This window comes from Rhodobium gokarnense (assembly GCF_025961475.1).
Lineage (GTDB): Bacteria > Pseudomonadota > Alphaproteobacteria > Rhizobiales > Rhodobiaceae > Rhodobium > Rhodobium gokarnense.
In genome coordinates, this window is the sequence record NZ_JAOQNS010000017.1 from 1 (window position 1) to 26,246 (window position 26,246).

Annotated in this window: 28 protein-coding genes; 13 read left to right on the forward strand and 15 right to left on the reverse strand. The window is 66.9% G+C overall.

What is annotated here, in order from left to right; genetic code table 11:
• Positions 1 to 207: 207 nt before the first annotated feature.
• From nadC to nadA, 3 genes are all read right to left on the reverse strand, one after another.
• Positions 208 to 1,080, reverse strand: coding sequence for a carboxylating nicotinate-nucleotide diphosphorylase (gene nadC / locus M2319_RS21655; RefSeq protein WP_264603558.1), 873 nt, complete (start codon positions 1,078 to 1,080; stop codon positions 208 to 210).
• A complete protein-coding gene (locus M2319_RS21660; protein WP_264603559.1) occupies positions 1,077 to 2,714 on the reverse strand; it encodes an L-aspartate oxidase in 1,638 nt (545 codons plus the stop codon). The genes nadC and M2319_RS21660 overlap by 4 nt, the downstream gene beginning before the upstream one ends.
• Positions 2,715 to 2,791: 77 nt before the next feature.
• Positions 2,792 to 3,847: a quinolinate synthase NadA gene (gene nadA / locus M2319_RS21665; protein ID WP_264603621.1), complete on the reverse strand. Its 1,056-nt coding sequence runs from the start codon at positions 3,845 to 3,847 to the stop codon at positions 2,792 to 2,794.
• A 339-nt stretch (positions 3,848 to 4,186) separates the two neighbouring features.
• Here nadA and acuI point away from each other — a divergent pair, with 339 nt between their 5' ends.
• Positions 4,187 to 5,176 (forward strand): acrylyl-CoA reductase (NADPH), encoded by a 990-nt coding sequence (gene acuI / locus M2319_RS21670; protein WP_264603560.1) that lies wholly within the window; start codon positions 4,187 to 4,189, stop codon positions 5,174 to 5,176.
• Between the two features lie 199 nt (positions 5,177 to 5,375).
• Positions 5,376 to 5,732 carry a hypothetical protein gene (locus tag M2319_RS21675; protein ID WP_264603561.1) on the forward strand — a complete coding sequence of 119 codons (357 nt, stop codon included), beginning with the start codon at positions 5,376 to 5,378 and terminating at the stop codon, positions 5,730 to 5,732.
• A gap of 110 nt (positions 5,733 to 5,842) precedes the next feature.
• Here M2319_RS21675 and M2319_RS21680 read toward each other — a convergent pair whose 3' ends face one another.
• From M2319_RS21680 to ygfZ, 4 genes are all read right to left on the reverse strand, one after another.
• Entirely contained in the window at positions 5,843 to 6,880 is a 1,038-nt protein-coding gene (locus tag M2319_RS21680; protein WP_264603562.1) for an NUDIX hydrolase, read from the reverse strand.
• Between the two features lie 50 nt (positions 6,881 to 6,930).
• Positions 6,931 to 7,437: a tyrosine phosphatase family protein gene (locus M2319_RS21685; RefSeq protein WP_264603563.1), complete on the reverse strand. Its 507-nt coding sequence runs from the start codon at positions 7,435 to 7,437 to the stop codon at positions 6,931 to 6,933.
• 97 nt (positions 7,438 to 7,534) lie between these two features.
• Positions 7,535 to 8,161: an HD family hydrolase gene (locus M2319_RS21690; protein WP_264603564.1), complete on the reverse strand. Its 627-nt coding sequence runs from the start codon at positions 8,159 to 8,161 to the stop codon at positions 7,535 to 7,537.
• Positions 8,162 to 8,183: 22 nt separating this feature from the next.
• Complete coding sequence (gene ygfZ / locus M2319_RS21695; protein WP_264603565.1) at positions 8,184 to 9,050, reverse strand: CAF17-like 4Fe-4S cluster assembly/insertion protein YgfZ; 867 nt, start codon at positions 9,048 to 9,050, stop codon at positions 8,184 to 8,186.
• 134 nt (positions 9,051 to 9,184) lie between these two features.
• Between ygfZ and M2319_RS21700 the strand changes: the two genes are divergently transcribed.
• Both M2319_RS21700 and M2319_RS21705 read left to right on the forward strand, forming a co-directional pair.
• Complete coding sequence (locus M2319_RS21700; protein ID WP_264603566.1) at positions 9,185 to 10,501, forward strand: dihydroorotase; 1,317 nt, start codon at positions 9,185 to 9,187, stop codon at positions 10,499 to 10,501.
• A 50-nt stretch (positions 10,502 to 10,551) separates the two neighbouring features.
• Positions 10,552 to 11,289: an MBL fold metallo-hydrolase gene (locus M2319_RS21705; protein ID WP_264603567.1), complete on the forward strand. Its 738-nt coding sequence runs from the start codon at positions 10,552 to 10,554 to the stop codon at positions 11,287 to 11,289.
• An 8-nt stretch (positions 11,290 to 11,297) separates the two neighbouring features.
• On the opposite strand, the gene M2319_RS21710 is transcribed toward M2319_RS21705, so the two are convergent.
• The 5 genes from M2319_RS21710 to M2319_RS21730 all read right to left on the reverse strand — a co-directional run bounded on the left by M2319_RS21710 (position 11,298) and on the right by M2319_RS21730 (position 14,242).
• On the reverse strand, positions 11,298 to 12,008 hold the full coding sequence (locus M2319_RS21710) for a hypothetical protein (RefSeq protein WP_264603568.1): 711 nt from the start codon (positions 12,006 to 12,008) through the stop codon (positions 11,298 to 11,300).
• Positions 12,009 to 12,156: 148 nt separating this feature from the next.
• The gene (locus M2319_RS21715) at positions 12,157 to 12,411 is read right to left on the reverse strand and encodes a hypothetical protein (RefSeq protein WP_406682259.1); all 255 of its coding nucleotides are present in this window, start codon (positions 12,409 to 12,411) and stop codon (positions 12,157 to 12,159) included.
• Between the two features lie 193 nt (positions 12,412 to 12,604).
• Positions 12,605 to 13,036 (reverse strand): TIGR02301 family protein, encoded by a 432-nt coding sequence (locus M2319_RS21720; protein WP_264603570.1) that lies wholly within the window; start codon positions 13,034 to 13,036, stop codon positions 12,605 to 12,607.
• A gap of 94 nt (positions 13,037 to 13,130) precedes the next feature.
• Positions 13,131 to 13,586, reverse strand: a complete 456-nt coding sequence (locus M2319_RS21725) for an NUDIX hydrolase (protein ID WP_264603571.1) — start codon at positions 13,584 to 13,586, stop codon at positions 13,131 to 13,133.
• Positions 13,587 to 13,711: 125 nt separating this feature from the next.
• On the reverse strand, positions 13,712 to 14,242 hold the full coding sequence (locus M2319_RS21730; RefSeq protein WP_264603572.1) for a hypothetical protein: 531 nt from the start codon (positions 14,240 to 14,242) through the stop codon (positions 13,712 to 13,714).
• A gap of 158 nt (positions 14,243 to 14,400) precedes the next feature.
• Between M2319_RS21730 and M2319_RS21735 the strand changes: the two genes are divergently transcribed.
• The 3 genes from M2319_RS21735 to M2319_RS21745 all read left to right on the forward strand — a co-directional run bounded on the left by M2319_RS21735 (position 14,401) and on the right by M2319_RS21745 (position 17,505).
• Positions 14,401 to 15,156 carry an SOS response-associated peptidase gene (locus tag M2319_RS21735; protein WP_264603573.1) on the forward strand — a complete coding sequence of 252 codons (756 nt, stop codon included), beginning with the start codon at positions 14,401 to 14,403 and terminating at the stop codon, positions 15,154 to 15,156.
• A 104-nt stretch (positions 15,157 to 15,260) separates the two neighbouring features.
• Positions 15,261 to 16,079, forward strand: coding sequence for a class D beta-lactamase (gene blaOXA / locus M2319_RS21740; protein WP_264603574.1), 819 nt, complete (start codon positions 15,261 to 15,263; stop codon positions 16,077 to 16,079).
• A 145-nt stretch (positions 16,080 to 16,224) separates the two neighbouring features.
• Positions 16,225 to 17,505 (forward strand): threonine/serine exporter family protein, encoded by a 1,281-nt coding sequence (locus tag M2319_RS21745; RefSeq protein WP_264603575.1) that lies wholly within the window; start codon positions 16,225 to 16,227, stop codon positions 17,503 to 17,505.
• A gap of 12 nt (positions 17,506 to 17,517) precedes the next feature.
• Here the strand turns inward: M2319_RS21745 and M2319_RS21750 are convergent, their stop codons facing one another.
• Positions 17,518 to 18,942: an FAD-binding oxidoreductase gene (locus tag M2319_RS21750; RefSeq protein WP_264603576.1), complete on the reverse strand. Its 1,425-nt coding sequence runs from the start codon at positions 18,940 to 18,942 to the stop codon at positions 17,518 to 17,520.
• Between the two features lie 356 nt (positions 18,943 to 19,298).
• Between M2319_RS21750 and fabI the strand changes: the two genes are divergently transcribed.
• The 3 genes from fabI (at position 19,299) to M2319_RS21765 (ending at position 21,824) form a co-directional block, all read left to right on the forward strand.
• Positions 19,299 to 20,111, forward strand: coding sequence for an enoyl-ACP reductase FabI (gene fabI, locus M2319_RS21755; RefSeq protein ID WP_264603577.1), 813 nt, complete (start codon positions 19,299 to 19,301; stop codon positions 20,109 to 20,111).
• A 47-nt stretch (positions 20,112 to 20,158) separates the two neighbouring features.
• Positions 20,159 to 21,163: an NADP-dependent oxidoreductase gene (locus tag M2319_RS21760; RefSeq protein WP_264603578.1), complete on the forward strand. Its 1,005-nt coding sequence runs from the start codon at positions 20,159 to 20,161 to the stop codon at positions 21,161 to 21,163.
• 64 nt (positions 21,164 to 21,227) lie between these two features.
• On the forward strand, positions 21,228 to 21,824 hold the full coding sequence (locus M2319_RS21765) for a histidine phosphatase family protein (RefSeq protein ID WP_264603579.1): 597 nt from the start codon (positions 21,228 to 21,230) through the stop codon (positions 21,822 to 21,824).
• 16 nt (positions 21,825 to 21,840) lie between these two features.
• On the opposite strand, the gene M2319_RS21770 is transcribed toward M2319_RS21765, so the two are convergent.
• The gene (locus M2319_RS21770; protein ID WP_264603580.1) at positions 21,841 to 22,125 is read right to left on the reverse strand and encodes a DUF1344 domain-containing protein; all 285 of its coding nucleotides are present in this window, start codon (positions 22,123 to 22,125) and stop codon (positions 21,841 to 21,843) included.
• Positions 22,126 to 22,320: 195 nt separating this feature from the next.
• Positions 22,321 to 22,686, reverse strand: coding sequence for a winged helix-turn-helix transcriptional regulator (locus tag M2319_RS21775; protein WP_264603581.1), 366 nt, complete (start codon positions 22,684 to 22,686; stop codon positions 22,321 to 22,323).
• A gap of 194 nt (positions 22,687 to 22,880) precedes the next feature.
• On the opposite strand from M2319_RS21775, the gene M2319_RS21780 reads away from it, so the two are divergent.
• The 3 genes from M2319_RS21780 (at position 22,881) to M2319_RS21790 (ending at position 26,236) form a co-directional block, all read left to right on the forward strand.
• Positions 22,881 to 23,474 carry a flavodoxin family protein gene (locus M2319_RS21780; protein WP_264603582.1) on the forward strand — a complete coding sequence of 198 codons (594 nt, stop codon included), beginning with the start codon at positions 22,881 to 22,883 and terminating at the stop codon, positions 23,472 to 23,474.
• A gap of 106 nt (positions 23,475 to 23,580) precedes the next feature.
• Positions 23,581 to 24,672: a chorismate synthase gene (aroC, locus tag M2319_RS21785; protein WP_264603583.1), complete on the forward strand. Its 1,092-nt coding sequence runs from the start codon at positions 23,581 to 23,583 to the stop codon at positions 24,670 to 24,672.
• 184 nt (positions 24,673 to 24,856) lie between these two features.
• Entirely contained in the window at positions 24,857 to 26,236 is a 1,380-nt protein-coding gene (locus M2319_RS21790) for a methyl-accepting chemotaxis protein (RefSeq protein WP_264603584.1), read from the forward strand.
• Positions 26,237 to 26,246 lie beyond the last annotated feature (10 nt).

Here is a 26,246-nt window from a genome sequence, read left to right on the forward strand (position 1 = left end):
CCAGGCGATCGGAAACATCCCCCCAAAGGCCTTCGCCGATCAAAAGAAAACCGAAAACCCATCACCGAATTCGTGAACTTGCACAGCAATGACGGTTTCTCAGTCATTTGGGCGTCATTGCGAGGAGGCCGGTAGGCCGACGCGGCAATCCAGAAAGCGGCCCGATCAGCGCCTGCTGACCACGACCGCCGACGCCACCCCGAAAAATCAATCGATGACGATATCGAGCCCGAGGTCGAGGACCGGGGCCGAATGGGTGATCCAGCCGCTCGACAAAAGGTCGACGCCTGTCTCGGCGACCGCGACCGCCGTCTCCAGGGTGATGCCGCCGGAGGCCTCGGTGATCGCCCGGCCGTCGACGATGCCGACGGCCTCGCGCATGGTGTCGGGCGTCATGTTATCGAACAGCACCGCATCGGGCGCCGCCGTCATCGCCGCCTGAAGCTGCTCCAGGGTATCGACCTCCACCTCGACCTTGACGAGATGCCCTGCAAAGGCCTTGGCGCGCTCGATCGCGGCAACGACGCCGCCGGCAACGGCGATGTGGTTGTCCTTGATGAGGATCGCGTCGTCGAGCCCGAAGCGGTGGTTGCGGCCGCCGCCGCAGCGAACGGCGTATTTCTCGAACGCCCGGAGCCCCGGCGTCGTCTTGCGGGTGCAGACGATGTGGGCCCTGGTGTGGGCGATCAGCCGGGCGAACTGGTTGGTCGCCGTGGCGATGCCGGACATGTGGCCGATAAAGTTGAGGGCGGTGCGTTCGGCCGCAAGCAGCGCCCGCGCCGAGCCTGAGATTTCCGCGAGCGCGGTGCCCGGCTCGACGTCCGCGGCATCGGTAAGGTGACGGCGAAAATCGACGTCCGGGTCGAGCTTGCGAAACGCCGTCTCGGCAAGGTCGAGGCCGGCGACGACGCCGGGGGCGCGGGCGGCGAGCCGTGCGGTCGCACGGGCACCCGCCGGGATTGTCGCCTGGGTGGTGATGTCGCCGGCGCGGCCGAAATCCTCAAGCAGGGCTGCCTCGACGGCGCGCTCCACGAACAGCGCCGGCAACTCCGGCAGGAAGCTCTCGTCGGATTGCGTCACGCGACCATCTCCTTGCGGATCTTTTCCAATGTGCCGTCGGCGGCGGGGGCTTGCGCGGCCATCGTCTCGACGTCTTCCAGCGTCAAATAGCTGCGCCGGGCGAGTGCCGGATCGGTCTGCGGATAGTCGGATCGGAAATGGCCGCCGCGGCTTTCCTTGCGGGCAAGGGCGGCGGCGGCGATGATCCGGGCGACCGTCAGCATGTGCTGGACGGCGGTGGTGCGGCAGCCGCGCTCCAGCGCGGAAAAGACGGCGAGCGCCCGCTTCAGGCCGTCAGCGTTCCTGACGACCCCGACATTTTCCATCATCGTGGTGCGCGCCAGGTCGACGATCTTGGCGTCCGGCATCGCCTCTTCGCCAAGTTCGGCGACAGGCTTCAGCGGCATCCAGGCCGCCGTCTTCGGCGTCGGCAACAGGCCCTGGATGTCCTCGGCGATGCGGGCGGCAAAGACGACGGCTTCCAGCAATGAGTTGGAGGCGAGGCGGTTTGCGCCGTGGGCGCCGGTGGAGGAGACCTCGCCGCAGGCCCACAGGCCGTCGAGCGAGGTGCGCCCATTGGCGTCGGTCAGGACGCCGCCCATGTGGTAATGCGCCGCCGGCGCCACCGGGATAGGATCCCTGGCCGGATCGATGCCGGCGTCGACGCAGGTCTGGTAGACGGTCGGGAATTTCTCCGCGAAATGCGCGCCGATCGCCTTGCGGCAGTCAAGGAACGCCTTGCGCCCGCTCATCACCTCCTCGAAGACCGCGCGGGCGACGATGTCGCGCGGGGCGAGTTCCGCATCGGGGTGGACGCCCGCCATGAAGCGTTCCCCGGCGCCGTTGACGAGGGTCGCGCCGTCGCCGCGCAGCGCCTCGGTGGCGAGCGGCGCCGGATCGCGGCCGATGTCGATGGCGGTGGGGTGGAACTGGACGAACTCGCAGTCGGCGAGGATGGCGCCGGCGCGGGCCGCCATGGCGACGCCGTCGCCATTGGCCTCGACCGGATTGGTCGTCACCGAATAAAGGTGGCCGACGCCGCCGCTGGCCAGCACCACGGCGCGGGCCGGGAAGAACACGGTACCGCTGGCATGGCGCGAGCGCGCCGCGACGCCGGCGACGTAGCGGCCCTCCAGCACCACTTCTTCGGCGATATAGCCTTCCAGCATGCGGATCGACGGCGTGGCGCGGGCGGTGCGGATGAGCGCGTCCATGATCGCCCAGCCGGCCCGGTCGCCTTCGACGCGTACGATGCGCCGGTAGGAGTGGGCGGCCTCGCGGGAGAGCTGCAGCCGGCCCTCAAGGTCCTTGTCGAAGGGAACGCCATAGGCGAGGAGGTCGTGGATGCGGGCAGGGGCCTCGTTCGCCATCAGCCGGGCGATGCGCTCCGCGACGATGCCGGCGCCGGCGGTGACGGTGTCGCGGGCGTGGTTTTCCGGGCTGTCGCCCTCCGCGACCGCCGCGGCAATTCCCCCTTGCGCCCAGGCCGAGGAGGTGCCCTCGCCGATTGCCCGCGCCGACAGGAGCGTGACCGGCCGCGGCGCCAGCTTCAGGGCACAGAACAGGCCGGCGAGACCGCCGCCGATGATCACCACATCGTCGATGCCGCTCCAGGAGGCCGGCGGATGGGTGCTTTTTTCGTAGAGTTCGATCATGTTGCGCGTCCGGGTACTCGCCGTGAGGCGCCGCAGCGGCGCCCCACTCCCAGGAAAGCGCGGCAGCCGGGCTGCCGTTAGCTCTTCAGATTGACCATCCGCTCGACCGAAGCGCGGGCGCGCTCGATCAGGGCCGGGTCGACCTCCACCTCTTCGCGCATATGGACGAGCGAGTCGAGAATTTTCGCCAGCGTGATCCGCTTCATGTGCGGGCACAGGTTGCACGGCCGCACGAACTCCACGTCGCGGATGTCGGCGGCGACGTTGTCGGCCATCGAGCATTCGGTGACCAGCACGACCTTGGACGGCTTGTGGTCCTCGATCCATTTCGTCATCTGCGAGGTCGAGCCGGTGTAGTCGGCCTCGGCAATGACGTCCTGCGGACATTCCGGATGGGCGATGATCCGAAGGTTCGGGTCGGTCTCGCGATAGGCGCGCAGCTCCTCGCCGGTGAACCGCTCATGGACCTCGCAGGCGCCTTTCCAGGAGATGATCTCCACATCGGTCTGGCTGGCAACGTATTGGGCCAGGTACTGGTCCGGCAACATGATCACCTTCGGCGCGTTGAGGCTCTCGACGACCTGCACGGCGTTGGCCGAGGTGCAGCAGATGTCGACCTCGGCCTTCACCTCGGCCGAGGTGTTGACATAGGCGACGATCGGCACGCCCGGATGGGCCTCGCGCAAGAGCCGGACATCGGCGCCGGTGATCGACTCGGCCAGCGAGCAGCCGGCCTCCATGTCCGGGATCAGCACGGTCTTTTCCGGGTTCAGGATCTTCGACGTCTCGGCCATGAAGTGGACGCCGCACTGGACGATGACGTCCGCGTCGGTCTCGCCGGCGAGCCGGGCGAGCTGCAGGGAATCGCCGACCTTGTCGGCAACGCAGTGGAAGATCTCCGGCGTCATGTAGTTATGCGCCAGGATGACGGCGTTGCGCGCCGCCTTGAGGTCGTTGATGGCCTTGATGTAGGGCGCAAAGAACGGCCACTCGATCGCCGGGACGACGTCCTTGACGCGCTCGTAGAGATGCGCCGTCTCCTTCGCCACCGCATCGGTGTATTCCAGCGACGGCATCGGCAGGACGTCGTGTTTCGGAGCCCGTTGAAGGGTCCGGTTCGCGCCGGTAGGCATCAGGGTTGCGAGCGCCATCGGGGCCTCCATCGTAAATATACTCGTTTTGAGCATAAGTAGGTGGAAAAAACAGCCGGCAGAATGCCGGGTGCCGTCAGCTTATGCTCACTCGGAGCCTAATATAGGGTACCTTACCGATTTTTTAAAGTCCGAAAGCGCCGCACCCGGCAAGCGGTTCATTGGCGAGGCCGACGGGTGAAAATTCCCGGAAATCCGCCACTCGCCGGCGAACGGACGGCGCTTTGGTGCGGCCAGTTGCAGCCGTCGACCCTTGCAGGGCGCCGGGATAACGGGCAAACAAGGGGCCAGGTCAGAACTCCAGAGGCGAGGACGGCAGACGTGGATACCTTCAAGGCAGTGGTGGTCACCCGCGACGAGGAGACCAGGAAGCAGTCGGTGGCGCTGAAAGAGATCGGGATCGACGATCTGATGGAGGGCGACGTCACGGTCAAGGTCAGCCACTCCACCCTCAATTACAAGGACGGCCTTGCCGTCACCGGGGCAGGGCCCGTGGTGCGCCGGTTCCCGATGATCCCGGGCATCGACTTCGCCGGCACGGTGGTGTCGTCGGAGAGCGAGGAGTTCTCTGAGGGCGACGAGGTGCTGCTCAACGGCTGGGGCGTCGGCGAGACCCATATGGGCGGCTTTGCCGGCATGGCCCGGGTCAAGGCCGACTGGCTGATCGGCCTGCCGGAGGGGCTCACCCGCTTTGAGGCGATGGCCATCGGTACGGCCGGCTATACGGCAATGCTCTGCGTCCTTGCGCTGGAGCGCCACGGCGTGACGCCCGACCGCGGCCCGGTCGTCGTCACCGGCGCGGCCGGCGGCGTCGGCTCCGTCGCCATCTCGCTGCTCGGCAAGCTCGGCTACCACGTCATTGCCTCCACCGGCCGGCCGGCGGAGGGCGACTATCTGAAGGACCTCGGCGCGACGGAGATCATCGACCGGGCGGAGCTGTCGGAAAAGGCGCGCCCGCTCGGCAAGGAGCGCTGGGCCGGCGGCGTCGACACGGTCGGCACCCACACCCTCGCCAACGTCCTTTCCATGACGCAATACGGCGGCGCGGTCGCCGCCTGCGGCCTTGCCGGCGGCATGGATCTTCCGACCAGCGTCGCCCCCTTCATCCTGCGCGGCGTGTCGCTCCTCGGCATCGACTCGGTGATGGCGCCGAAGCCGCTGAGGATCGAGGCCTATGACCGTCTCGCCCGCGACCTCGACAAGGACAAGCTGAAAGCCCTGACGACCACGATTTCGCTGGAAGACGTCATCGACAAAGCCGGCGCAATCCTGGAAGGCAAGGTCCGCGGCCGCACGGTGGTGGAAATATAGCGGCCAGGGCAAGGCTCGGCACGGGTCTCCATTCCAGGCATTTGGAAAGTCGCCCGATTGGATGGCGAAATCCGTTGATGTGGTCCGTCCGTTGGGGCGGGCCGATCCGCGCGCCCGGTGCTTGCCGGGCGCGCAATCTTTACGAGCAATTCTGATAGATATATATTGCCGATATAAAATACATTCAGGGAGGGATCCGATGTCCGATGAAGCGAAAGAGGCCGGCTGCCTGCCGTGCAAGGACGCCAAGACCCGCGAGTTGTTCGCGTGGAACGACCTGATGCCGCCACTGCCCGACTATTTCCACATCACCGGCGAGGTCTACGTTGCCAATCCGGGCGTCGATCCCTTGCTTGTGCCGGCCGAACCCCAAGGGATAAACCCGACAATCCTCATTCTCAACCTGTTCCTGTGTCAGCGGCCGGGCGGTTGGCCCCGGGTGTGGGTCTGGAAGCCGGTTCGCTACGACAAGAAGATTGAGACCGGCTATACGCAGGTCGACATCATGTGCGAAGGCGATCGTATCGCGACCGTCGACGTGCAGAATGTGACCTAGAGCGTATTCCCGAAAAGTGGAAACCGGTTTTCGGATAAGAATACGCATCAAAACAACAAGCTAGAGCGTTTCGGGCGATTCCGTAATCGCATGAAATGCTCTAGTCGGCCTCAGGCCCCCGCCGATCCGAACCTGAGGCCCGGCGCCGGGCGCTCCAGGAGCACCTCGCGCCGGAACCGGAAGAGGGCGGCCGGTCGCCCGCCCGTGCGGTCGCTGGTTGCCCCGGTCGGCTCCACGAGGGCGGTCTTTTCCACCAGCCGGCGGAAATTCTGCTTGTGCAGGTGGCGCCCGGAGATCGCCTCCACCGTACGTTGCAGTTCCGTCAGGGTAAAGGTGTCGGGCATCAACTCGAACACCACCGGGCGGTATTTCAGCTTGGCGCGCAGACGCGAAATGGCGGTGGCAAGGATGCGCCGGTGGTCGAACCGCATCGGCCGGCCGAGCGCGGGAATGTCGTCGCGTCTCAGCGCCGCCGGGCGCTCGTCGCGCCGCGCCTCCATGGCGAGCCCCGCCTCGTAGAGGAGTTCGTAGCGGTCGAGCGCCCGCTCTTCGTCCCAGGGCGGCCCGTCGACGCCGAAGGAAAGCCGGAGCCGCTCGATGCGCCCGAGCGCGCGCATCGGCGCGCCGGCCGCGGGCGGCTCTGCCGCCCAGTCGCGCAGCAGCGGCAGGATGGTCTGGTCGAGCACGGCCGGCCGCCCGGCGCGCCAGTCCTCCCACGGGAAATAGGCATACCAGGAGCGCCAGTTGGCGGCCTCGCGGGCAAAGCCGAGCTGGGCCTGCGGCTCCGGCCGGGTCAGCGCCAGATAGCCGACGGAGACGACGTGCGGGTTGGACCCCCGCTGCTGCAGCGTATGCCGGCCGCGATCGCCGAAGGTGTAGAGCTGTTCCACATGGCCGAGCTTCAGCGCCGCCTGCTCGGCGACCCAGGACCGAAGGCCGATTTCGAACGTGCGGTGGGTGAGGGGATCGAACGGGCCGTAGGGAAGGCTCTCTGGCTCTCCCGAAGGATCGCACCCGCCGACGACGAGGATCAGCGGCGTCGGGTCCTCCACCGCGACGATCGCCGCGTTGAGGCCGATTTCGATGCGCGCGCCGGAACTCGCGTTTTCCGCGGCTTTCAGGGGGGCCAGGGTGGTCTCTTCCGCCATGCCGGTCCAAAGGGTCCGATTACCGATGCTCTACCAGCAGCAGGGCGCCGTCAATCGATTGGAAGCTCGAACGGGTCGTTTTCAAACGCCATGGCGCCGCGGCCGATCTCCTGGATCGCTGCGGTCATCCGCCCCTCGCGCTTCAGCACCTGATCGGCGATGGCAACGAAAAGGGCGTTCGGCGTCGCCTTGGCCGAGGCGCGGCGCAGCCGGCGGGCGATGATCGCCTCGTCGCGCTTCGGATTGAGGGCGCAGGCCGCCACATAGGCACCGGCCGACGACCGGCTGACGCCTGCCCAGCAATGGATCACCATCGGGTCGGCCCGGTCCCAGCTGCCGACGAAATCCAGGAACTCCCGCACATGGGTCTCGCAGGGCTCGGTCATGCCGTCCTGGCAGTCGGTGATGTCGTTGAAGCCGAGGAACAGGTGATCCTCCGGCGCGATCGAAGCCGGTCGCGGCACCGGGGTGCCGGCATTGATCAGCGTGACGAGGCGCTTGGCGCCCGTGCGCTTCACGGTCTCGTCGATCCGCGAAAGGGGACAGACATGAATCATTCGCGTCACCTTTGAACCATTTAAGTGTTGACGCCCGGCCCGCTGCTGGCAAGGCCTATTCACGCCGAAGCGGTAACATCTGCGTGGACAACCATTTTCAGCGTGCCGCGTCGATCGCGAAAAAGCGCTCCAGGAACCGCTGCTGCGCCAGATCAGCCGGCCAGGGCTCCAAAAGCGCCCGCCAGGACGGATCGCTGTCGAGCGGATGGCCGTTCGGCCGGCCGAAATATTTTGCCGCCTCGGCCTCTTCGAAGCCGGCGAGCAGCGTTGCCTCGAAATAGGCGGCGACGATGTCGGCCCGCTTGGTGAGCTTCGTCAGCGCGCCCGGCAGCTTCGCCGGCAGGCCGAAGCGCAGATGGATGGCGCCGTGGAGCCGCGCCTCCACCACCTTGTAGTCGCCGCCGATGACGGCCTTGAACGGCGAGATCATGTCGCCGATGACGTATTCCGGCGCATCGTGGAGCAGCACGGCGAGCCGGTCACTGGCCGAAAGCCCCGCCTCCATGCGCCCGGCGATCGCCTCCACCAGCAGCGAGTGCTGGGCGACGGAATAGGCGTGCGCGCCGACCGTCTGGCCGTTCCAGCGCGCAACCCGGGCGATGCCTTGCGCGATATCCTCGATCTCCACGTCGAGCGGCGAGGGATCGAGCAGGTCGAGCCTGCGCCCGGACAGCATGCGCTGCCAGGCACGGGGCGGAGCGCCGGCGCGGTCGGCCATGGACAAAATCCCCGTCTCGTTGCCGCCGTCAGGCGCTTTCCGCGTCGGCTCCCGGCCAGCTGAAGCCGGCCCAGTCCGGGATCGCGAGCGTCAGCTCGGCCGTACCCGCAAGGAGCGGCGTGCCGGCGTCCATCGCGGACTTGGCCCGGTCGAGGCGCACGAGCGCAAGGCCGTCATTGCCGGCGACCGAGCCGAGGCTGCCGATGGCCTTTTCCCCGGCAGTGATGGCGGTTCCCGGCGCCGGCAGCGCGGCCTCCGCGCGCGCCCTGACGACGCGCCGGCGTGCCGTGCCGCGATGCTGCATGCGCGAGACCACTTCCTGGCCGACGAAGCAGCCCTTGGCGAAGGAGAGGCCGGAAAGGAAATCCATGTCGACGTCGTGGGGGAACACCTCGCCATAGTCGAAATCGACGCCGGCCTCCGGCACGCCGACGGCGACCCGGTGCGCGGTATAGGCGTCAATGTCGGCGGCATCACCATTCGGCGCGGACCCGTCGCGTTCCACGATGGCGCGGTAGCCGAGGCCGCTGTGACGCGGGTCGGAAAAGACGGTGCCGACGACGTCGGGCGCGCCGTCCACGCCCCAGAACGCCACCACCATGTGGCTGTCGGACAGGTTGGCGACCTCGACCTTGGCCCGCAGCTTGTAGAAGGTCAGGCGCTTGACGAGGTCGGCGACCGTCGCCTTCGGCGTGTCGAACAGATAGCCGTCGCCGTCGCGCGCGATCAGGAAGTCGAACAGGATCTTGCCCTGGGGCGTCAGCAGCGCGCCGAAGCCGGCGCCGTCAGCGTCGACGACGCCCATGTCGTTGGTGACGAGCCCTTGGAGGAAGTGGTGCGCCTCCTCGCCGGAAATCCGCACCACGGCTCGATTGGATAACTCGCAGAATGCCATTTTGACCCCGAATCCCCGCCTCTCATTGTTGCCGAAGAGATAGGGCCGGGCCGGGATCAGCACAAGGCGCCCGCTTCGGCTTGGCGCCGCCCGCCCGCGCCCCTATAACCGGACGGACAGCCAAGGAGCCCCAAATGCCCGCGACCTACGACACCCTTTTCAAGAACGCGACGGTGGCCAATCACGACGGCATCGGCGCCCGCGACATCGCCGTCAAGGACGGCCGCATCGCCGCTATCGGCACGATCGATGCGGCCGCAGCGGGCGAGGTGATCGACTGCGCGGGCCTCACCATCGTTCCGGGCGTCATCGACAGCCAGGTGCATTTCCGTGAACCGGGCCTGGAGCACAAGGAGGACCTGGAGACCGGCTCGCTTGGCGCCGTCCTCGGCGGCGTCACCGCGGTCTTTGAGATGCCGAACACCAATCCGCTGACGACGAGCGCCGAGGCGCTCGCCGACAAGGTCGCGCGCGGCACCGACCGCATGCATTGCGACTTCGCCTTCTGGGTCGGCGGCACCCACGATAACGTCGCCGACATTCCCGAACTTGAGCGCCTGCCGGGCGCCGCCGGCATCAAGGTGTTCATGGGCTCCTCGACCGGCGATCTCCTCGTGGAGGACGATCCGGGCGTCCGCGCGATCCTTGAAAAGACCCGCCGCCGCGCCGCCTTCCATTCGGAGGACGAATACCGGCTGGAGGAGCGCAAGGGCGAGCGGATCGAGGGCGACCCGTCTTCCCATCCCGTCTGGCGCGATGAGGAAACGGCGATCCGCTGCACGAAGCGGCTCGTGAAGATCGCCCGCGAGACCGGCGCGCCGATCCACGTCCTGCATGTGACGACGGCGGAGGAAATCCGTTTCCTTGCCGACAACAAGGACGTCGCCACCGTGGAGGTGACGCCGCAGCACCTGACGCTCGCCGCCGACCTCTACGCGACGCTCGGCACGCGGCTGCAGATGAACCCGCCGGTGCGCGATGCCCGCCACCGCGAGGGCCTGTGGTGGGGCGTTGCGCAGGGGGTTGCCGACGTCATCGGCTCCGACCACGCCCCGCACACGCTGGAAGAAAAGGCCAACCCCTATCCGAAAAGCCCGTCCGGCATGCCGGGCGTGCAGACGCTGGTGCCGGTCCTCCTCGATCATGTGAACGCGGGACGGCTGTCGCTGGAGCGCTTCGTCGACCTGACCTCGGCCGGTGCCGTCCGCCTCTTCGGCATCAAGGGCAAGGGCCGGATCGCCGTCGGCTACGACGCCGACCTCACCGTCCTCGACCTGAAGCGCCAGGTCACGATCCGCGACGACATGATGGGCACGAAGAGCGGCTGGACGCCCTATGACGGCATGACCGTCACCGGCTGGCCGGTCGGCACGGTGGTGCGCGGCGCCCGCGTCATGTGGGAGGGCGAGGTGACAACGCCGTCGCGCGGCAAGCCGGTGCGTTTCTGGTAGACTGCCCCGAAAGGCGTCCCGCAAAGGGGGCGATACCGGGGGAGAAGACCATGGAATTCCGCTTCGTCGGCTGCGGCGATGCCTTTGGCAGTGGCGGCCGCTTCAACACCTGCTTTCATGTTGCCGGCGACAGCGCCAATTTCCTCATCGATTGCGGCGCCACCTCGTTGGTCGCGCTGAAGCGCCAGGCCGTCGACCTCAATGCCATCCGGACGATCTTCGTCACCCATTTCCACGCCGATCATTTCGGCGGCCTGCCGCCTTTCATCCTCGATGCCCAGTTCTTTTCAAAGCGAACCGAGCCGCTGACGGTGGTCGGCCCGCCGGGCACCGAGGACTGGCTGGTGCGGGCGCTGGAAACGGCGTTCCCAGGCTCTTCGACGGTGTTCCGCAAGTTCGAGACGCGGCTCGTCGAGCTGGAGCCGAAGACACCCGCCGACATCGACGGCGTCACGGTCACCGGCTGCCGCGTCTCCCACGGCAATCCGCGCGGACCGTTCTTCGGCTACCGGTTCGAGGTTGAGGGACGGGTGATCGCCTATTCCGGAGACACCGAATGGACCGACTCCCTGGTCGATCTCGGCCGCAAAGCCGATCTCTTCGTCGCCGAGGCCTATTTCCGCGACAAGAAGGTGCCGCTCCACCTCGACCTGGCAAGCCTTGAAGAACACCTTGAGGAGATATCTCCCAAGCGCCTGGTGCTGACCCATATGAGCGAGGAGATGCTCGCCCGGCGGGGCGAGGTGCCCTACGAGTGCGCCGAGGACGGCCTCGTCCTCACCCTGTGACGGTCCGCTCAGTCGCCGGCGACGAAATAGTGCAGCGTACCGTCCGGGCCGATGCCGACGCGGTAGAAGATGTAGGTGCCGTAGGTCTGCATCTCCTGGTAGTCGTAGGAGGTGACGATCCGGAACAGCTCCACGAGCTGCGGCGGCGTCAGGTCGGCCAGCGGATACTGGGCGAAATAGGGCCAGACATACATTTCCGACGGCTTGCCGGCATCCACATGGACCCAGCCGGCCTCCAGCACTTCCAGGAGGATCGCCATCACCTCGCGGCCCTCGCCGTCGCCCGAGGCCTTCTTCAGGTGCTCGATCGGATCGGTGATGTCGCCGAAGGAAAGCGTCGGCATCAGCTCGTTCATTTCAAAGACGGTGCGCAGCTCTTCGACGTTGCCGGATTTCGCCGCTTCGATCAGCGCCTCGCGCATCCGCTGGACGGGCTCGGGGAGTTCGGCCGTGCCGTAGCGCACCTCCGGCAGCGGCGCGGCCTGCTTGGGATCTTCCGACGTCGCGTCCGCGTCCCCTTCCACCCCGGCCTCCGGTGTGGCGTCCGGCGTTACCGCATCGGGCGACGGCACGGGTGCCGCGCTGTCGCCGGCGGGCTGCTCCTTGGACAATTCGTCGATGACGATCCGTTCGGTCGGAACGGTCTTTTCCTGCGCGGCAAGGGCGCACGGCATCGTCGCAAGGAGGGCGGCTGACAGGAAAACGGCACTGCGGATCATCGTCTCATCCCGCATCTGGCTGTAACGCGTGCCCGGGAGAAGGGCGCGCCGATCGCCAATGGAATACAGGATTTCGATGACCGAAATAAGAGGAGGCGACGGGGAATCCCCGGCCGTGGCGAAGCTGCCACAGCGGTGGCGCCTTACCCTACTGGTAGAGCCGCCTGACGGTGAATTCGCCGCTCTGGATGCGGGTCGGCAGCGATGCGGCGAGCTCGGCAACGGCCACCTCGCCATAGGTCTCGACCATTTCGGCGAGCGCGACGAAGAGGGCCGCATGCACGAAGACGTCGCTGTCGACGCCCTCCGTCGTCGCCTCGGCCCAGGCGTCATAGAGATGGTCGAGCGCCGCGCGCTTCTGGGCGTCGATGCCCGTGTCGCCGAGGTCGGTCCTGTCCGTCATCATGTGTCTCAAACCTGGTTCGCGGCGCATGCGCCGACGGTGGCAGTCGGGTTACCCTACATTAACACACCGCGGGCCGCCCGCCGTTTCTGAAGAAAACGTTAACGGCATCCTAACAATTGCACCGAGCCCGTTAACCTGTTGAAAAACTGGACCGGCGCGGCGCCGCCGCCTCATTGGCCGGGCTTCGCGGTCAGCGGCCGTAGCGGTTGACCACGTCCCGGGCGATCGTCGCGCCCTCGCGCAGATAGCGCTGGATGGCCAGTTCCGCCGACGGCGTGCAGCGGGTGTAGACGTTGGAAAAGCCGTGATAGCCGCGGTTGAAGGCATCGACGATGAGGCGCCTGCGCTCCGCGTCCGGCGCCTCGGCCTCGATCAGCTTCGACATCTCCTCGCGCCAGACCTGCTCGCCGTCGGACTTGCAAAGCGTCGTCAGGTAGTGCACCGCGCCGAGGATCTCCGAAAGCCGGAGGAGCTGCGGATCGTAGGGCGGCGCCTCCGACTTGGCCGCCGGGGCATCCGGGTCGGCCGTCGTCTGCGCCGGTGCCGGGGCGGCGGCGAAAAGGGCAATCGCGAAAGCCGCGGTCACCGCGCCGGCAAGCCATATCCTGAAGGCATGTCTCAAGACGCCGTCCCCGTTCGTGGTCGAATGCGGGCGCCAACATGGGCCGAACGCTGCGTGCGCGCAAGACCCCTTGCGGGGGCTTTGCCGGCAGTGCTCAGGACGGCCGGTTGCAGGCGATGGCGTAGGACCGCCGCACGATCGCCTCCGTCCCCTCGGTGAGGTTCATGGCGGAGAGCGCGTCGAACCCGGTCCAGCGCACCGCGGCCGCATCGTCGAGGGCCGCGGCGGTGCCGTCCACATAGCGGCCGCAGAACGAGGCGATCGCGTAATGGGCGGCAAGGTCGCCGTCATCGTTGCGGCGGATCACGTCGACGACGTCGACGAGGCCGAGGACCTCCGCCGTCACCGACGTCTCCTCGCCGAGTTCCCGGAGCGCGGCCGCGGCCACCGTCTCGCCGGGCTCCACATGGCCGCCGGGCAGGCTCCATATGCCCGCAAACGGCGGCTTCTTGCGCTGGACGAGCAGTACCTCGTCGCCGCGCCACACCGCGATCGAGGCGCCGAGCCTTGGAAACGCACCGGCTGCGGCCTCGGCAACGGGATGCTTCATGCCCGTCCCGGTGCGGGTTCCCGAACCGGTTCCGCTGCGGCTGCCGGTCCGCCGGCGCGTGTGGGATGGTGTTTGGCGGGCCATCGATGCCTCCTTGCGCTCCCCTGAGGGAGCAAAGGGAGAGCTTACTCGAAAAGTTCGTCGATGGCCGACTGGGTATTTTCCTCGGAGGCGTCGTCGATCGACGGCATCGCCGCGATCTCGCCGTGGACGAGGGCGCGGGCCCGGGAAATCAGCGGCCTGAGTTCGTCGACGGCGAGGGCTGCCAGCCGCCCGTGGCTCTCGAAATCGCCCGGCTCGGCCTCGCGCAGCATGTTCTGGGCGGCGACCAGGTGGCCGTCGATGCGGGCGATCGTCGTGTCGAAGTCGGCGCGAATCGCGGCCGGGGCCGATTCGTAGGCAAGGATGGCAAGGTCGCGGTCCTTGAAGCCGGAGACCTCGAAATGCTGCTGGTAGCTGCACGGCTCCCAGGCAAGCACGTCCTCGGCGCAGTCCGGCATCTCCGGCAGCATCTCCATGAGCATGATGATCTCATTGAAATGGTTGAGATAGTCGGTCGCGAGCAGGGATTCCGGATGGATATTGGCTTCGACAAGCCGCTCCGGGCTCAACGCATCTGCAGCCGCATTTGCCGCCGTTGCCACCTGTCGATCCATCCATCGCTTTGCCCGCTGGCGGGCGCCGGGTGCTAGGGTCTTGCCAAAGGGGGGCGTGACCCAACTTTACGAGACTGTATGCGCTCGTGGTTGCGAAATGCTTACCCGCAGAACAATGCAACCTATGAGAAAAGCGCCCGGAGGAGGGGTTACGATCGATGTGCGGCCGCTTCGCCCTTTCCGAAATCCCGGCAACGATCCGGCGCGTCTTCGGCTACAAGGACCAGCCGAACTTCCCGCCGCGCTACAACATCGCCCCGACCCAGCCGATCGCCACCGTGCGGCTGGAAAACGGCGAGCGCCGCTTCGTGCTGGTGCGCTGGGGTCTGGTGCCGGGTTGGGTCAAGGATCCGGCCGATTTCTCGCTACTGATCAATGCCCGCTCCGAGACCGCGGCGGAAAAGCCGGCGTTCCGCGCCGCCATGCGCCACCGCCGCTGCCTCATTCCGGCGAACGGCTTCTATGAATGGCAGCGCCGCGACGGCCGCAAGCAGCCCTATTGGGTGGCGCCGAAGGATGGCGGCCTCGTTGCCTTCGCCGGCCTCTGGGAGAGCTGGGCGGGCCCCGACGGCGGCGACGTGGAAACCGGCGCCATCCTGACGACGGCGGCGAACGCGCCGATGGCCGAGATCCACAACCGCATGCCGGCGGTGATCGCGCCTGAACATTTCGAGGCCTGGCTCAACACGGTCGAGGTTTCCGCAAAGGAAGCCTCCGAAATGCTGCGCCCGGCGCCGGAGGACCTTTTCGAGGCTGTCCCCGTCTCCACCCGGGTCAACGCGGTCGCCAACGACGATGCCGCGCTCGTCGCCGAAATTGCGCCGGAGGAGATGGTGCCGGCGCCCGAGAAAAAGTCGGCGCCGAAGAAGAAGGCGACGCCGCCTCCCGACGACGGCCAGATGTCGCTGCTCTAGCTCCGCATTGTCGCCGCTCTTGTGCGCGATGCCGTCGCCGCGGCATGGCAAGGCTCACGATCGAGTGACGTCGAACCGGTCCCGGAGATGGAGAAAAACGGCCGATGAAACAAGCTTTTGCCCTCATCCTTGGCGCCGGCCTTGCGGTGTCGTCGCCGGCACGCGCGGAAACGGTGACGCTGTGCACCGTCGTTGCCGACGCAGCCACCGGAACGCTCATCGAGCAGCAAGGCACCTGCGATCGCCGCGTGACGCCTGCCTCCACGTTCAAGATCGCCATCAGCCTGATGGGCTTTGACGCCGGCATCCTGAAGGATAAGCACACGCCGGCCCTGCCGTTTCGCGACGGCTATGTGGACTGGAACCCGGCATGGCGCGCGACGACGGACCCGGCCCGCTGGATGGAAAAGTCCGTGGTCTGGTATTCGCAAAAGGTCACAGAGGCTCTCGGAGAGGAGCGTTTTCGCGGCTATGTGCGCGCCTTCGCCTATGGCAATGCCGACGTCTCCGGCGATCCGGGAAAGAACAACGGATTGGCGAGGGCCTGGCTCAGTTCATCCCTGCAAATCTCGCCGCTCGAACAACTGGCCTTCCTGCGCAAGCTGGTGACGCAAAAGCTTCCGGTCAGCGACCGCGCCTTTGCCATGACGGAGGCGCTCACCGACTATGGCGTGCAGCCGGGCGGCTGGCACGTCCACGGCAAGACCGGTGCCGGATTGCCGCGAAAGGCGGATGGCAGCCTGCTCAGGGGCCAGCCCTATGGCTGGTTCGTCGGCTGGGCGCGAAAGGACGGGCGGGCCGTCGTGTTCGCCCGGCTGATCCAGGACAGCGAACGCCAGCCCGTCGCGCCCGGCTTCAGGGCCCGCGACAGCCTCCTCGGCGATCTGTTCGCAACCCCCGACGCCCTGCCGGCGACCAGGTAAGCTTTCTTTAGCCGGCAACATTGCCGGCTGGGGCAAAATCGCTCGCTCAACCCCGGCGTCGTGGAACGGCGGCTCGCCATCGGTTGTTATGGGGATGGTCCTCCCCAAGACCGCCCGACAATCGATAGCCTGCGAAAGTGTCCCGATGAGCACCGAGACCGATCCCGTCATCCTGCGCCACCGCGACCTGGAACAGATCGCCATGACGGCGCTGGAGGCCGGCCGCATCCTGATGGAGACCGGCGCGCGCTGCGAGGTCGTGCGCCAGGGCATGGAAAAGGCGGCAAGCGGGCTTGGCGCCAGCCACATCCACAGCCGCATCGGCTTTGCCTCCGTCTCGCTGACGGTGACCAGCGGCGCCCAGACCATCACCCGCATGATGTCGGTCGGCCCTCACGGCGTGAACATGCGCCTCAACCACGCCGTCCGCGATATCTGCCGGCGCATCGAGGCCGGCACCATGACCCGGGAGGACGCGCTTGCCGCCTTCGCTGACCGGCTCCGCAATACCGCCCGGCATCCGAAGGTCCTCAACGCCCTTGCCGCGGGGATCGCCTGCGCCTCCTTCGGGCGGTTGCTCGGCGCCGACTGGGCCGCCTTCCTGCCGGTGCTCGCCGCCGCCTCGGCCGGCCAGGCCGTCCGGCTCCTGCTGATGGCCCGCGGCGTCAATGTCTTTGTCGTCACCGCCATCGTCGCCCTTGTCGCCTCGCTGTTGGCCGGCGGCCTGGCTCTTGCCGCCGGCAGCGCCATGGTGGCGATCGCCATGAGCGCGGCCGTGCTGATGCTGGTGCCCGGCGTTCCGGCCCTCAACGCCCAGACCGACATCATGCAGGGCTTCCCGACGCTCGGCAGCGCGCGGTTCGTTTCCGTCGCCATGGTGTTGGTGTTCGTTACCGTCGGCGTTGCGCTCTCCCATGTGGCGCTCGACGGCGTCGCCGCCGATCCGGTGGCCGAAAGCCACGGCGTCCTCCACCAGGCCCTCTTCGGCGCACTCGCCGCCGCCGGTTTCGGCGTTCTCTTCAATTTCGCGCCGCTGGCGCTCCTTTGGGCCGGGGCGGCCGGCGGTATCGCCCTTGGCGTGCGGACCCTCGGGCTTGAGGTCGGCTGGCCGCTGGAGGCCGCGTCCTTCCTGGCGGCGGCCGCTGTCGCGCTTGCCGTGGAATGCCTCGACCTGTCGCTCGGCGGTCACCAGCGCGCCGGCAGCGCCCTGGCGCTCGCCGGCTGCATCCCGATGGTGCCGGGAAGCGCGGCGACGGAATGCATCGCCAGCCTGATGGCGCTGAGCGCCCGGCACCCGGCGCTGCCGGAGGCGACCCTGGCGATCGCCGCCTCGTCGAGCCTGCAGGTGCTGTTCACCATCGGCGCCATGGGGGCAGGGCTGACCATCGTGCTGTCCCTCCTGCGCCGCTCCGACTTCCCCGATTGAAGGACGTGAGGCTCAGAGCACGCGCCCCGGATTGAGGATGCCGTTCGGGTCGAAGGCCGCCTTGATGCGCCGCATCAGGTCCAGTTCGATCTCGCTTTTCACGTCCGGCAGCAGCTTCCTCTTCAGCTTGCCGATGCCGTGCTCGGCCGAGATCGAGCCGCCGAATTCCGCGACGATGCCGTGGATGACGGCGTTGAGCTCGTCCCAGCGGGCAAGGTACTCCGCCTTGTCGGCGCCTTCCGGCTGGGAGAAGTTGAAGTGGATGTTGCCGTCGCCCATGTGGCCGAACGGCACCGGCCGGATGCCGGGGATAAGGGCGTCGGCCGCCGCCATTCCCTTTTCCAGGAACGCCGGGATCTTCGAGACGGGCACCGAGACGTCGTGCTTTATCGAGCCGCCTTCCGGCTTCTGCATCTCCGACAGGGAGTGGCGGATCTGCCAGATGGCCTCGGCCTGGGCGACCGATTCGGCAACGACGGCATCCGCCGCGATCTCCTTTTCGAACGCCTCCTCGAACAGCGATTCCAGGAGCTGCCGCGCCGGGATGTCGTCGGAGTTGGAGGAGATTTCGACGAGCACATACCAGGGATGGGGGCCTTCGAGCGGATCGCGCGCGCCCGGCAGGTGTTTCAGGACAAACTCGATGCCGCGCCGCGGCATCAGTTCGAAGCCGGTCAGCAGTGGCCCGGCATGGGCCTGCGCCACGTTCAAAAGCTCCAGCGCCTTCGCCGGATCGGCAAGGCCGGCAAGTGCCACCTCCTGGCTGCGGGGCTTCGGAAAGAGCTTGAGGACCGCGGCGGTAACGATGCCGAGCGTGCCTTCGCCGCCGATGAAGAGCTGCTTCAGGTCGTAGCCGGTGTTGTCCTTGTGGAGGCTGCGGAGCCCGTTCCAGATCTCGCCCGTCGGCAGCACCACCTCAAGGCCGAGGATCAGCGCCCGCGTGTTGCCATAGGCAAGCACCGCCGTGCCCCCGGCATTGGTGGAGATGTTGCCGCCGATCCGGCAGGAGCCTTGCGCTGCGAGCGTCAGGGGGAACAGCCGGTCGACCTCGTCCGCCGCCGCATGGATGGTCTCAAGGATGACGCCGGCCTCCACCGTCATGGTGTTCTCCACCGGATCGACGGAGCGGATCGCAACGAGCCGGTCGGTCGAAACGATGATCTCCGCGCCGGTTTCGTCCGGCACCTGGGCGCCGACGAGGCCGGTATTGCCGCCCTGGGGCACGATCGCGATGCCGCGCTCGTTGGCGAGCTTCAGGATCTGCGAGACCTCCTCGGCCGAGCCGGGACGCAGCACCAGCGGCGTCCTGCCGACGAAGAGGTCGCGCATCTCGATGCAGTAGGGATGGGTGTCCTCGTCGGCGGTCAATGCATTGCCGGGGCCGACGATGGCGGCAAGGGCGTCGAGGGTCGCAGAATCGATGGCGGTTTCAGTCATGGCAGCTTGCGTTTTTCGCGAATGTCTGAGGGGCCGCGACGGCCGGGCCCGTTGCCGCGACCATAACGCCGGATCGCGCCATTGTCCGCCTTTCTCCGCGGCCCGCGATGTATCTGACTGAAATAATTTGTGAAACGATCCGGCCGCCGGCAAGCCGCCGTTTCCCTTGCGTTCGCGCCTTTGGGAAAGGCTGTCAAACTGCGCTGTTTGGCCACCCTTGGCGGCCGCAACGGGTGCGCCGCGGCGCCCGCCTCCCATGCTTCGCCGGCTTGCAGGCATCCCCCCGCTGTGCCATAGGAAGCCGGATTACCGGTAAGTGATGCGCGTTCTTGGCGAGCGGTGACGAAGGGGCAGACATGGTTGAATCGCGTGCATTGATGGCGGGCAAGCGCGGGGTGATCATGGGGGTGGCCAACAACCGCTCGATCGCCTGGGGCATCGCCAAGGCCCTGCAGACTCACGGCGCCGAACTCGCCCTGACCTACCAGGGCGAAGCGTTGAAGAAGCGGGTCGAGCCGCTCGCCGAAGAGCTCGGCGCCATCGTCGCCGGCCATTGCGACGTCAACGATCCGGCCTCCATCGACGCCGTTTTCGACGGCCTGAAGGACACCTGGGGCACGATCGATTTCGTCGTCCACGCCATCGCCTATTCCGACAAGAACGAGCTTACCGGTCGCTACGTCGACACCTCGCCGGAGAACTTCACCTCCTCGCTGTTCATCTCCTGCTATTCGCTGACCGCGATCACCCAGCGCGCCGAAAAGCTGATGCCGAACGGCGGCTCGATCCTGACGCTGACCTATTACGGCGCGGAAAAGGTGATGCCGCACTACAACGTCATGGGCGTCGCCAAGGCGGCGCTTGAGGCGAGCGTGCGCTACCTCGCCGCCGACCTCGGACCGAGCGGCATTCGCGTCAACGCCATTTCTGCCGGCCCGATCAAGACGCTCGCCGCGTCCGGCATCGGCGACTTCCGCTACATTCTGAAGTGGAACGAGTACAACGCCCCGATGCGGCAGACGGTCACGCCCGACGAGGTCGGCGATTCCGCGCTCTATCTGTTGTCCGATCTCAGCCGCGGCGTCACCGGCGAGATCCACCACGTCGATTCCGGCTACCATGTGGTCGGCATGAAGGCCGTGGACGCGCCGGACATCTCCACCGTTTAGGGATTGGCCGCACCGCCGCTGCGGTCGCCCGCCACGCCAAGGGTGCCATGACTGAACAGAACCGCGTCGTCCGCCTGGCCCGCCGTCCGGTCGGGCTCGTCTCGAATGACGACTTCATCATTGCCGACGAGCCCATCCCCGAGCCGGGTGAGGGCGAGTTCCGCGTCCGCATCTCCTGCATCTCGCTCGATCCGGCCATGCGCGGCTGGATGAACGCCGGCAAGAGCTACGCCCCGCCGATCTCCGTCGGCGGCATCATGCGCGCCTTTTCCGCCGGCGAGGTCGAGGTCTCCAACCATCCCCTGTTCAAGCCGGGCGACAAGGTGACCGGCCTCTTCGGTGCCCAGAAATACGCCGTCTCGAACGGCCAGGGTGCCCTCGTCGTCGACACCAAGAACGCGCCGCTGGAGCGCTGGATCGGCGGCTTCGGCATGCCCGGCACGACGGCCTATTTCGGCCTCATCGACATCGGCCGGCCGAAGAAGGGCGAGACCGTGGTCGTTTCCGCCGCCGCCGGCGCGGTCGGCTCGCTGGTCGGCCAGATCGCCAAGATCCAGGGCGCCCGCGCCGTCGGCATTGCCGGCGGGCCGGAGAAATGCCGCATCGTCACCGAGGAATACGGCTTCGATGCCTGTGTCGACTACAAGGCCGGCAATCTCGGCGGTGAACTGGCCGCGGCCTGTCCGGACGGCATCGACGTCTATTTCGAAAACGTCGGCGGCGAGATCCTCGACACCGTGCTGCCGCTGATGAACACCTTCGGCCGCATTCCGCTCTGCGGCCTGATCTCCGCCTATAGCGCCACCGAGCCGTTGCCCGGCCCGAAGAACCTGCGCTCCATCCTCGTCAACCGCCTGACCGTGCGCGGCTTCGTCATCTTCGACTTCGCCGACCGCTATGAGGAAGCGGCGACCGCGCTTGCCATGTGGGCGGGCGAGGGGCGCCTGAAATTCCGCGAGGACGTGCGCGAGGGCGGCATCGATGCCTTCCCCGAGACCCTGAAGCTCCTCTATACCGGCGGCAATGTCGGCAAGCTGGTGCTGAAGGTCTGACCAACTCCCGGCCGGCCTCCCCCGGCCCGAAGATCAAGACAGTATCGTCCGAAAGGTGCCCGCGATGGCCCCTCCCGTGCTCTATTTCCTGCGCCACGGCCAGACTGACTGGAACGTCGAGGGCCGCCTGCAGGGCCAGACCGACATCCCCCTGAACGACACCGGCCGCGGCGAGGCACGCCGCAACGGGCTGGCGCTCAAGGAGCACTTCGAAAAAGAAGGGATCGACACCGCCGATCTCGATTTCATCGCTTCGCCGCTCGGCCGCGCCCGCGAGACGATGGAGATCGCCCGCGAGGCGATGGGCCTCTCGCGCGACGGCTATCGTATCGAGCAACGGGTCGCCGAAGTGAAGTTCGGCATCTGGGAGGGCTTCACCTACAAGGAGATCAAGGCCCGCGACGCGGCCGCCTTTGCCTCCCGCAAGGCCGACAAATGGGCCTTCACGCCGGAGGACGGCGAGAGCTACGCCACCATGTCGGAGCGGGTGAAGGCCTGGTACGATGGCCTCACGGCGCCGACGCTGTGCGTTGCCCATGGCGGCACCAGCCGGGCCCTGCGCGGCTTTCTCCTCGGCCTTGAGAGCCAGGAAATCCCCATCCAGGAAGCGCCCCAGGACCGGGTCTTTCGCTGGCGGGACGGCGCGCTGATCTGGATCTGAGGGACGGGACCGCGGCCTATTCGGCCGGCTGGTCCTCGCCGATGATCTCGATGATCTGGGCCACGTTCTGGCCCTCGATGACGTCGTAATCGATATAGATGTGCTTGCCCGGATCGAGGCCTTCGACGTTGAACTCCTCGGGCAGCATGATCTGGGTCCCGTCGGTCAGGATGATGGCGCCGATATTGGTGTCCATCCTGGCGATCGTGCCTTCCTTTTCCACCGCCAGCGCGCCGGCCGGCAGGAAGGCCAGGCTGCCCAGAACGGCCGCAACGGCCAGAGCCCTCAGAGGTGAACGCATAGCTAGGATCCTTGTCGTTTTGGCCCGGCATCCTTCGGCGTCTATGCCGTGGCCGGGAGTCGGCAATCGTTATGGCAAGCGCCCGGATAATCTGCAATTGCGAAAAAATTGCGGGAAGCCGTTCACATTCCTGTGGGCGGCGGGCAGCCGTTACCGGCAGCGACGCTATGTCTCGTGCGTCCGGCTACGCCGGCCTCAGGCGGCGTCCGACGTTGCCTGAGGCGGCGCCGTCTGGGTGCGGTAGTAGGCGCCCCATTCGCTCATGGCGTGGAGCACGGGCTTGAGGCTCTCCCCGAGCGGGCTCATGGCGTAGTCCACATGCGGCGGCACCACCTCGCGCACATGCCGGAGGATCAGCCCGTCGCTCTCCAGCTCGCGCAGGCTCAGCGTCAGCATCCGCTGGGTGATGCCCGGGATCATCCGCTTCAGAGCGTTGAAGCGCACGGGCCCGTCCTGCAGGCAGTAGAGGATGATCGGCTTCCAGCGCCCGCCGAGGATTTCCAGCGTCGTCGTCACCGGGCAATTGCAGTGCATGCTGTCGGGGTCGATGTCTTTGGCCATCTGCCTGTTGTCCGCTTCGTCCGTGTTTCTGGCGCTCAATACGCGTCCTGCCACGTGTTCTCAGTACCTATTTTGATACTACCTATCATTTTTGTACGTAATTGCAATTTCGGATGCGATGCGCCACTTGCGGGTCTGACACCGATTAGCGGCGATCCCTCCCGATCGCCCGTCCATTGCAAGGAGATATCCAGATGACCACCGAGGGCGCGGCCGAAGTTGCCGTGATTTATCATAGCGGCTACGGCCACACGAAGGTGCAGGCCGAGGCCGTTCGCGACGGCGTTGCCGAGGTGCCCGGCGCCGTCGTCCACTTCCTGACCGTCGACGAGGCCGAGGAGCAGTTCGACCTTCTGGACCGGGTCGATGCCATGATCTTCGGCGCGCCGACCTATATGGGCAGCGCCTCGGCCCGCTTTAAGCAGTTCATGGAAAAGGGCTCCAAGGCGTGGATGGAGCAGAGTTGGAAGGACAAGCTGGCCGCCGGCTTCACCAATTCCGGCAGCCAGTCGGGCGACAAGCTGAACACGCTCGTGGAGCTTTCCCTCTTTGCCGCCCAGCAGAGCATGGTCTGGGTCAGCCTCGGCATGATGCCAGGCAACAATTCGACCACCGGCAGCCCGGAGGACCTCAACCGGATCGGCGCTTATCTCGGCGCCATGGCCCAGTCGGACATCGATGCCGGCCCCGACGTGGCGCCGCCGCCGGCCGATCGCGCCACGGCAAAACATCTCGGCAAGCGCGTCGCCGAGATGGCCGTTCGCTGGCGTGCCGGCGCCGCTGCCTGAGCTGCGCTGAGGCGGCAACAAAACAAATGACAGCGCGGCCGCGAATTGACGCGGCCGCGTCTTCCCTCCTAAAAGACCGGTCACACGATTGAGCAGTTGATCGGCAATGTCCCACAACAGTTTCGGCCATCTTTTCCGCGTCACCACCTGGGGCGAAAGCCATGGACCCGCCATCGGCTGCGTCGTCGACGGCTGTCCGCCGCTGATCCCGTTGAGCGAGGCCGACATCCAGGCCGAGCTCGACCGCCGCAAGCCCGGCCAGTCGCGCTTCACCACCCAGCGCCGCGAGGCCGACGCGGTAAAAATCCTCTCCGGCGTCTTTTCGCACCCGGAGACCGGCGAGCAGGTGACGACCGGAACGCCGATCTCGCTCCTGATCGAGAACACCGACCAGCGCTCCAAGGATTATTCGGACATTGCCGAGCGCTACCGGCCCGGCCATGCCGATATCACCTACGACGCCAAATACGGCATCCGCGACTATCGCGGCGGCGGACGCTCCTCCGCCCGCGAAACGGCGATGCGGGTCGCCGCCGGCGCCGTCGCCCGCAAGGTCGTCGAAGGCGTGACCATCCGCGGAGCCCTCGTCCAGATCGGCCCGCACAAGATCGATCGGGACAGGTGGGACTGGGACGAGACTGCGAAAAACCCGTTCTTCTGCCCCGATGCAAAGACCGCCGAGCTCTGGGCCGATTATCTGGACGGCATCCGCAAGGCCGGCTCCTCCGTCGGCGCGGTCGTCGAAGTCGTCGCCGACGGCGTTCCCGCCGGCCTCGGCGCGCCGATCTATGGCAAGCTCGATCAGGATCTCGCGTCCGCCCTGATGTCGATCAATGCGGTGAAGGGCGTTGAGATCGGCGCCGGCTTTGAGGCCGCCGCGCTCACCGGCGAGGAGAACGCCGACGAGATCCGCATCGGCAAGGACGGCGCCCCGGACTACCTCTCCAACAAGGCCGGCGGCATCCTCGGCGGCATTTCCAGTGGCCAGCCGGTCGTTGCCCGCTTCGCCGTCAAGCCGACCTCCTCGATCCTGACGCCGCGAAAGTCGATCACCCGCTCGGGCGAAGAGGTCGACGTCATGACCAAGGGCCGCCACGACCCCTGCGTCGGCATCCGCGCGGTGCCCGTCGGCGAGGCGATGGCCGCCATCGTCCTTGCCGACCACTTCCTGCGCCACCGCGGGCAGGTGGGCGCATAGCCCGATCGCGCCCCCTCAAGATTGTATGTGGCAGAAATACCCGTAGGCGGAAAGCCCCCGGATATCCGCCGATTTACGCATTTTCCCGGGTGCTGCTGCGCGAAGCTGGAAACCCCTGCTTAACCTATAATTGTTAGGGGTTGTTCACCAAGCCTCAACTGCCCCCGCATTCGGAGATGCCACCATGCTGGAACTGTTTCGCCGGTCTCCGGACGCTGCGTCCGGACCCATCGCCATGGCTGCATTGCCCGACGAAGACGCACCGGCAAAGGCGGATCTGATCCGGGTCCTCAACGATCTCACCCACGGCGTCTTCAACACCGCGGACGACCTGCCGGGCGATGTCGGCAGGACCGTGCAGCGGCTGGCCGAGTTTCTCGCCGACGACGCCCACGATGCGCTGGTACGCACCGTCTCCTATTCGATGCAGGCGAGCGATGCCATGGCCGCGGTCTCGCGGCTGACCGGCGACATCCGCGACATCAACACCAACAGCACGACCATGGCGGTCGCGATCGAGGAAATGGCGACCTCGACGGACCAGGTCGCCCAGAGTAGCAGCGACGCCGCCGCCGAGGCCGGCAAGGTCGAGGAGGGCGCGCAAGGGGCGATCGCGGAGGTCGAGCGCTCGGCGAGCGCCATGCGTGACATCAGCGACCAGGTCGGCTCCATGTCCGACCGGTTGCATGTGCTGGAACAGGCGGCCGAGCAGATCAACGAAATGACCCGGTCGATCGAGGAGATTTCCGACCAGACCAAGCTGTTGGCGCTGAACGCGACCATCGAGGCCGCCCGTGCCGGCGAGGCCGGCCGGGGCTTTGCGGTCGTGGCCAGCGAGGTCAAAGCGCTGTCGGAGCAGACCTCCAGGACCACCGAGCAGATCCGCGCCCGCGTCGGCACCCTCAACGAGGAGATGACGGCGATGTCGAGCGCCGTGCAACGCAGCGCCGACCTCGTCGGCGAGGGCGAGGGGACGGTCAACACCGTCGGCGCCAGGATCCGCGAGATGAACGAAGAGGCCTCAGGCGTTGCCGCCCGCATGAGCGAGATCGCCAACGTGCTCGCCCAGCAGCGCGAGGCGACGGCGGAGATCGCCGGCAAGGTGACCAGGATCGCAGACCTCACCAACGTCGCCCGCGACCGCGCCGAGATGGTGATCTCGGCCGTCGGTGCCTCGGAAAAGCTGATCGACGAGCAGTTCGACCACCTGGAAAGCCACAACATCCCGAACTGCGTGCTCTACCGCGCCCAGTCCGACCACGTGCTGTGGAAGAAACGGCTCGCCGAGATGCTGGTCGGCCGCACCAGCCTGAAGGCCGAGGAGTTGTCGGAGCACCATTCCTGCCGGCTCGGCCGCTGGTACGACAAGGTCAGCGACCCCAAGCTCCTCGCCCACCCGTCCTTCCGCGCCCTGAAGGAGCCGCACAAGGCGGTCCACAGCCACGGCAAGGCCGCCGCCGCCGCCTGCGCCCGCGGCGACAAGGAAACGGCACTTGCCGAATACGAGCAGATGGACCTGGAATCCCAGACGGTCGTGAAGCTGCTGCGCGAGTTGACGAAGTAGGGAGCCGTCG

What these genes read in the sequence shown, in the direction of transcription:
- M2319_RS21660 (WP_264603559.1), bottom strand. Translation starts at nt 2,714, where the DNA reads ATGATCGAACTCTACGAAAAAAGCACCCATCCGCCGGCCTCCTGGAGC.
- nadA (WP_264603621.1), bottom strand. Translation starts at nt 3,847, where the DNA reads ATGCCTACCGGCGCGAACCGGACCCTTCAACGGGCTCCGAAACACGAC.
- M2319_RS21675 (WP_264603561.1), top strand. Translation starts at nt 5,376, where the DNA reads ATGTCCGATGAAGCGAAAGAGGCCGGCTGCCTGCCGTGCAAGGACGCC.
- M2319_RS21680 (WP_264603562.1), bottom strand. Translation starts at nt 6,880, where the DNA reads ATGGCGGAAGAGACCACCCTGGCCCCCCTGAAAGCCGCGGAAAACGCG.
- M2319_RS21685 (WP_264603563.1), bottom strand. Translation starts at nt 7,437, where the DNA reads ATGATTCATGTCTGTCCCCTTTCGCGGATCGACGAGACCGTGAAGCGC.
- ygfZ (WP_264603565.1), bottom strand. Translation starts at nt 9,050, where the DNA reads ATGGCATTCTGCGAGTTATCCAATCGAGCCGTGGTGCGGATTTCCGGC.
- M2319_RS21700 (WP_264603566.1), top strand. Translation starts at nt 9,185, where the DNA reads ATGCCCGCGACCTACGACACCCTTTTCAAGAACGCGACGGTGGCCAAT.
- M2319_RS21705 (WP_264603567.1), top strand. Translation starts at nt 10,552, where the DNA reads ATGGAATTCCGCTTCGTCGGCTGCGGCGATGCCTTTGGCAGTGGCGGC.
- M2319_RS21710 (WP_264603568.1), bottom strand. Translation starts at nt 12,008, where the DNA reads ATGATCCGCAGTGCCGTTTTCCTGTCAGCCGCCCTCCTTGCGACGATG.
- M2319_RS21715 (WP_406682259.1), bottom strand. Translation starts at nt 12,411, where the DNA reads ATGACGGACAGGACCGACCTCGGCGACACGGGCATCGACGCCCAGAAG.
- M2319_RS21725 (WP_264603571.1), bottom strand. Translation starts at nt 13,586, where the DNA reads ATGAAGCATCCCGTTGCCGAGGCCGCAGCCGGTGCGTTTCCAAGGCTC.
- M2319_RS21730 (WP_264603572.1), bottom strand. Translation starts at nt 14,242, where the DNA reads ATGGATCGACAGGTGGCAACGGCGGCAAATGCGGCTGCAGATGCGTTG.
- M2319_RS21735 (WP_264603573.1), top strand. Translation starts at nt 14,401, where the DNA reads ATGTGCGGCCGCTTCGCCCTTTCCGAAATCCCGGCAACGATCCGGCGC.
- blaOXA (WP_264603574.1), top strand. Translation starts at nt 15,261, where the DNA reads ATGAAACAAGCTTTTGCCCTCATCCTTGGCGCCGGCCTTGCGGTGTCG.
- M2319_RS21745 (WP_264603575.1), top strand. Translation starts at nt 16,225, where the DNA reads ATGAGCACCGAGACCGATCCCGTCATCCTGCGCCACCGCGACCTGGAA.
- M2319_RS21750 (WP_264603576.1), bottom strand. Translation starts at nt 18,942, where the DNA reads ATGACTGAAACCGCCATCGATTCTGCGACCCTCGACGCCCTTGCCGCC.
- fabI (WP_264603577.1), top strand. Translation starts at nt 19,299, where the DNA reads ATGGTTGAATCGCGTGCATTGATGGCGGGCAAGCGCGGGGTGATCATG.
- M2319_RS21760 (WP_264603578.1), top strand. Translation starts at nt 20,159, where the DNA reads ATGACTGAACAGAACCGCGTCGTCCGCCTGGCCCGCCGTCCGGTCGGG.
- M2319_RS21765 (WP_264603579.1), top strand. Translation starts at nt 21,228, where the DNA reads ATGGCCCCTCCCGTGCTCTATTTCCTGCGCCACGGCCAGACTGACTGG.
- M2319_RS21770 (WP_264603580.1), bottom strand. Translation starts at nt 22,125, where the DNA reads ATGCGTTCACCTCTGAGGGCTCTGGCCGTTGCGGCCGTTCTGGGCAGC.
- M2319_RS21775 (WP_264603581.1), bottom strand. Translation starts at nt 22,686, where the DNA reads ATGGCCAAAGACATCGACCCCGACAGCATGCACTGCAATTGCCCGGTG.
- M2319_RS21780 (WP_264603582.1), top strand. Translation starts at nt 22,881, where the DNA reads ATGACCACCGAGGGCGCGGCCGAAGTTGCCGTGATTTATCATAGCGGC.
- aroC (WP_264603583.1), top strand. Translation starts at nt 23,581, where the DNA reads ATGTCCCACAACAGTTTCGGCCATCTTTTCCGCGTCACCACCTGGGGC.
- M2319_RS21790 (WP_264603584.1), top strand. Translation starts at nt 24,857, where the DNA reads ATGCTGGAACTGTTTCGCCGGTCTCCGGACGCTGCGTCCGGACCCATC.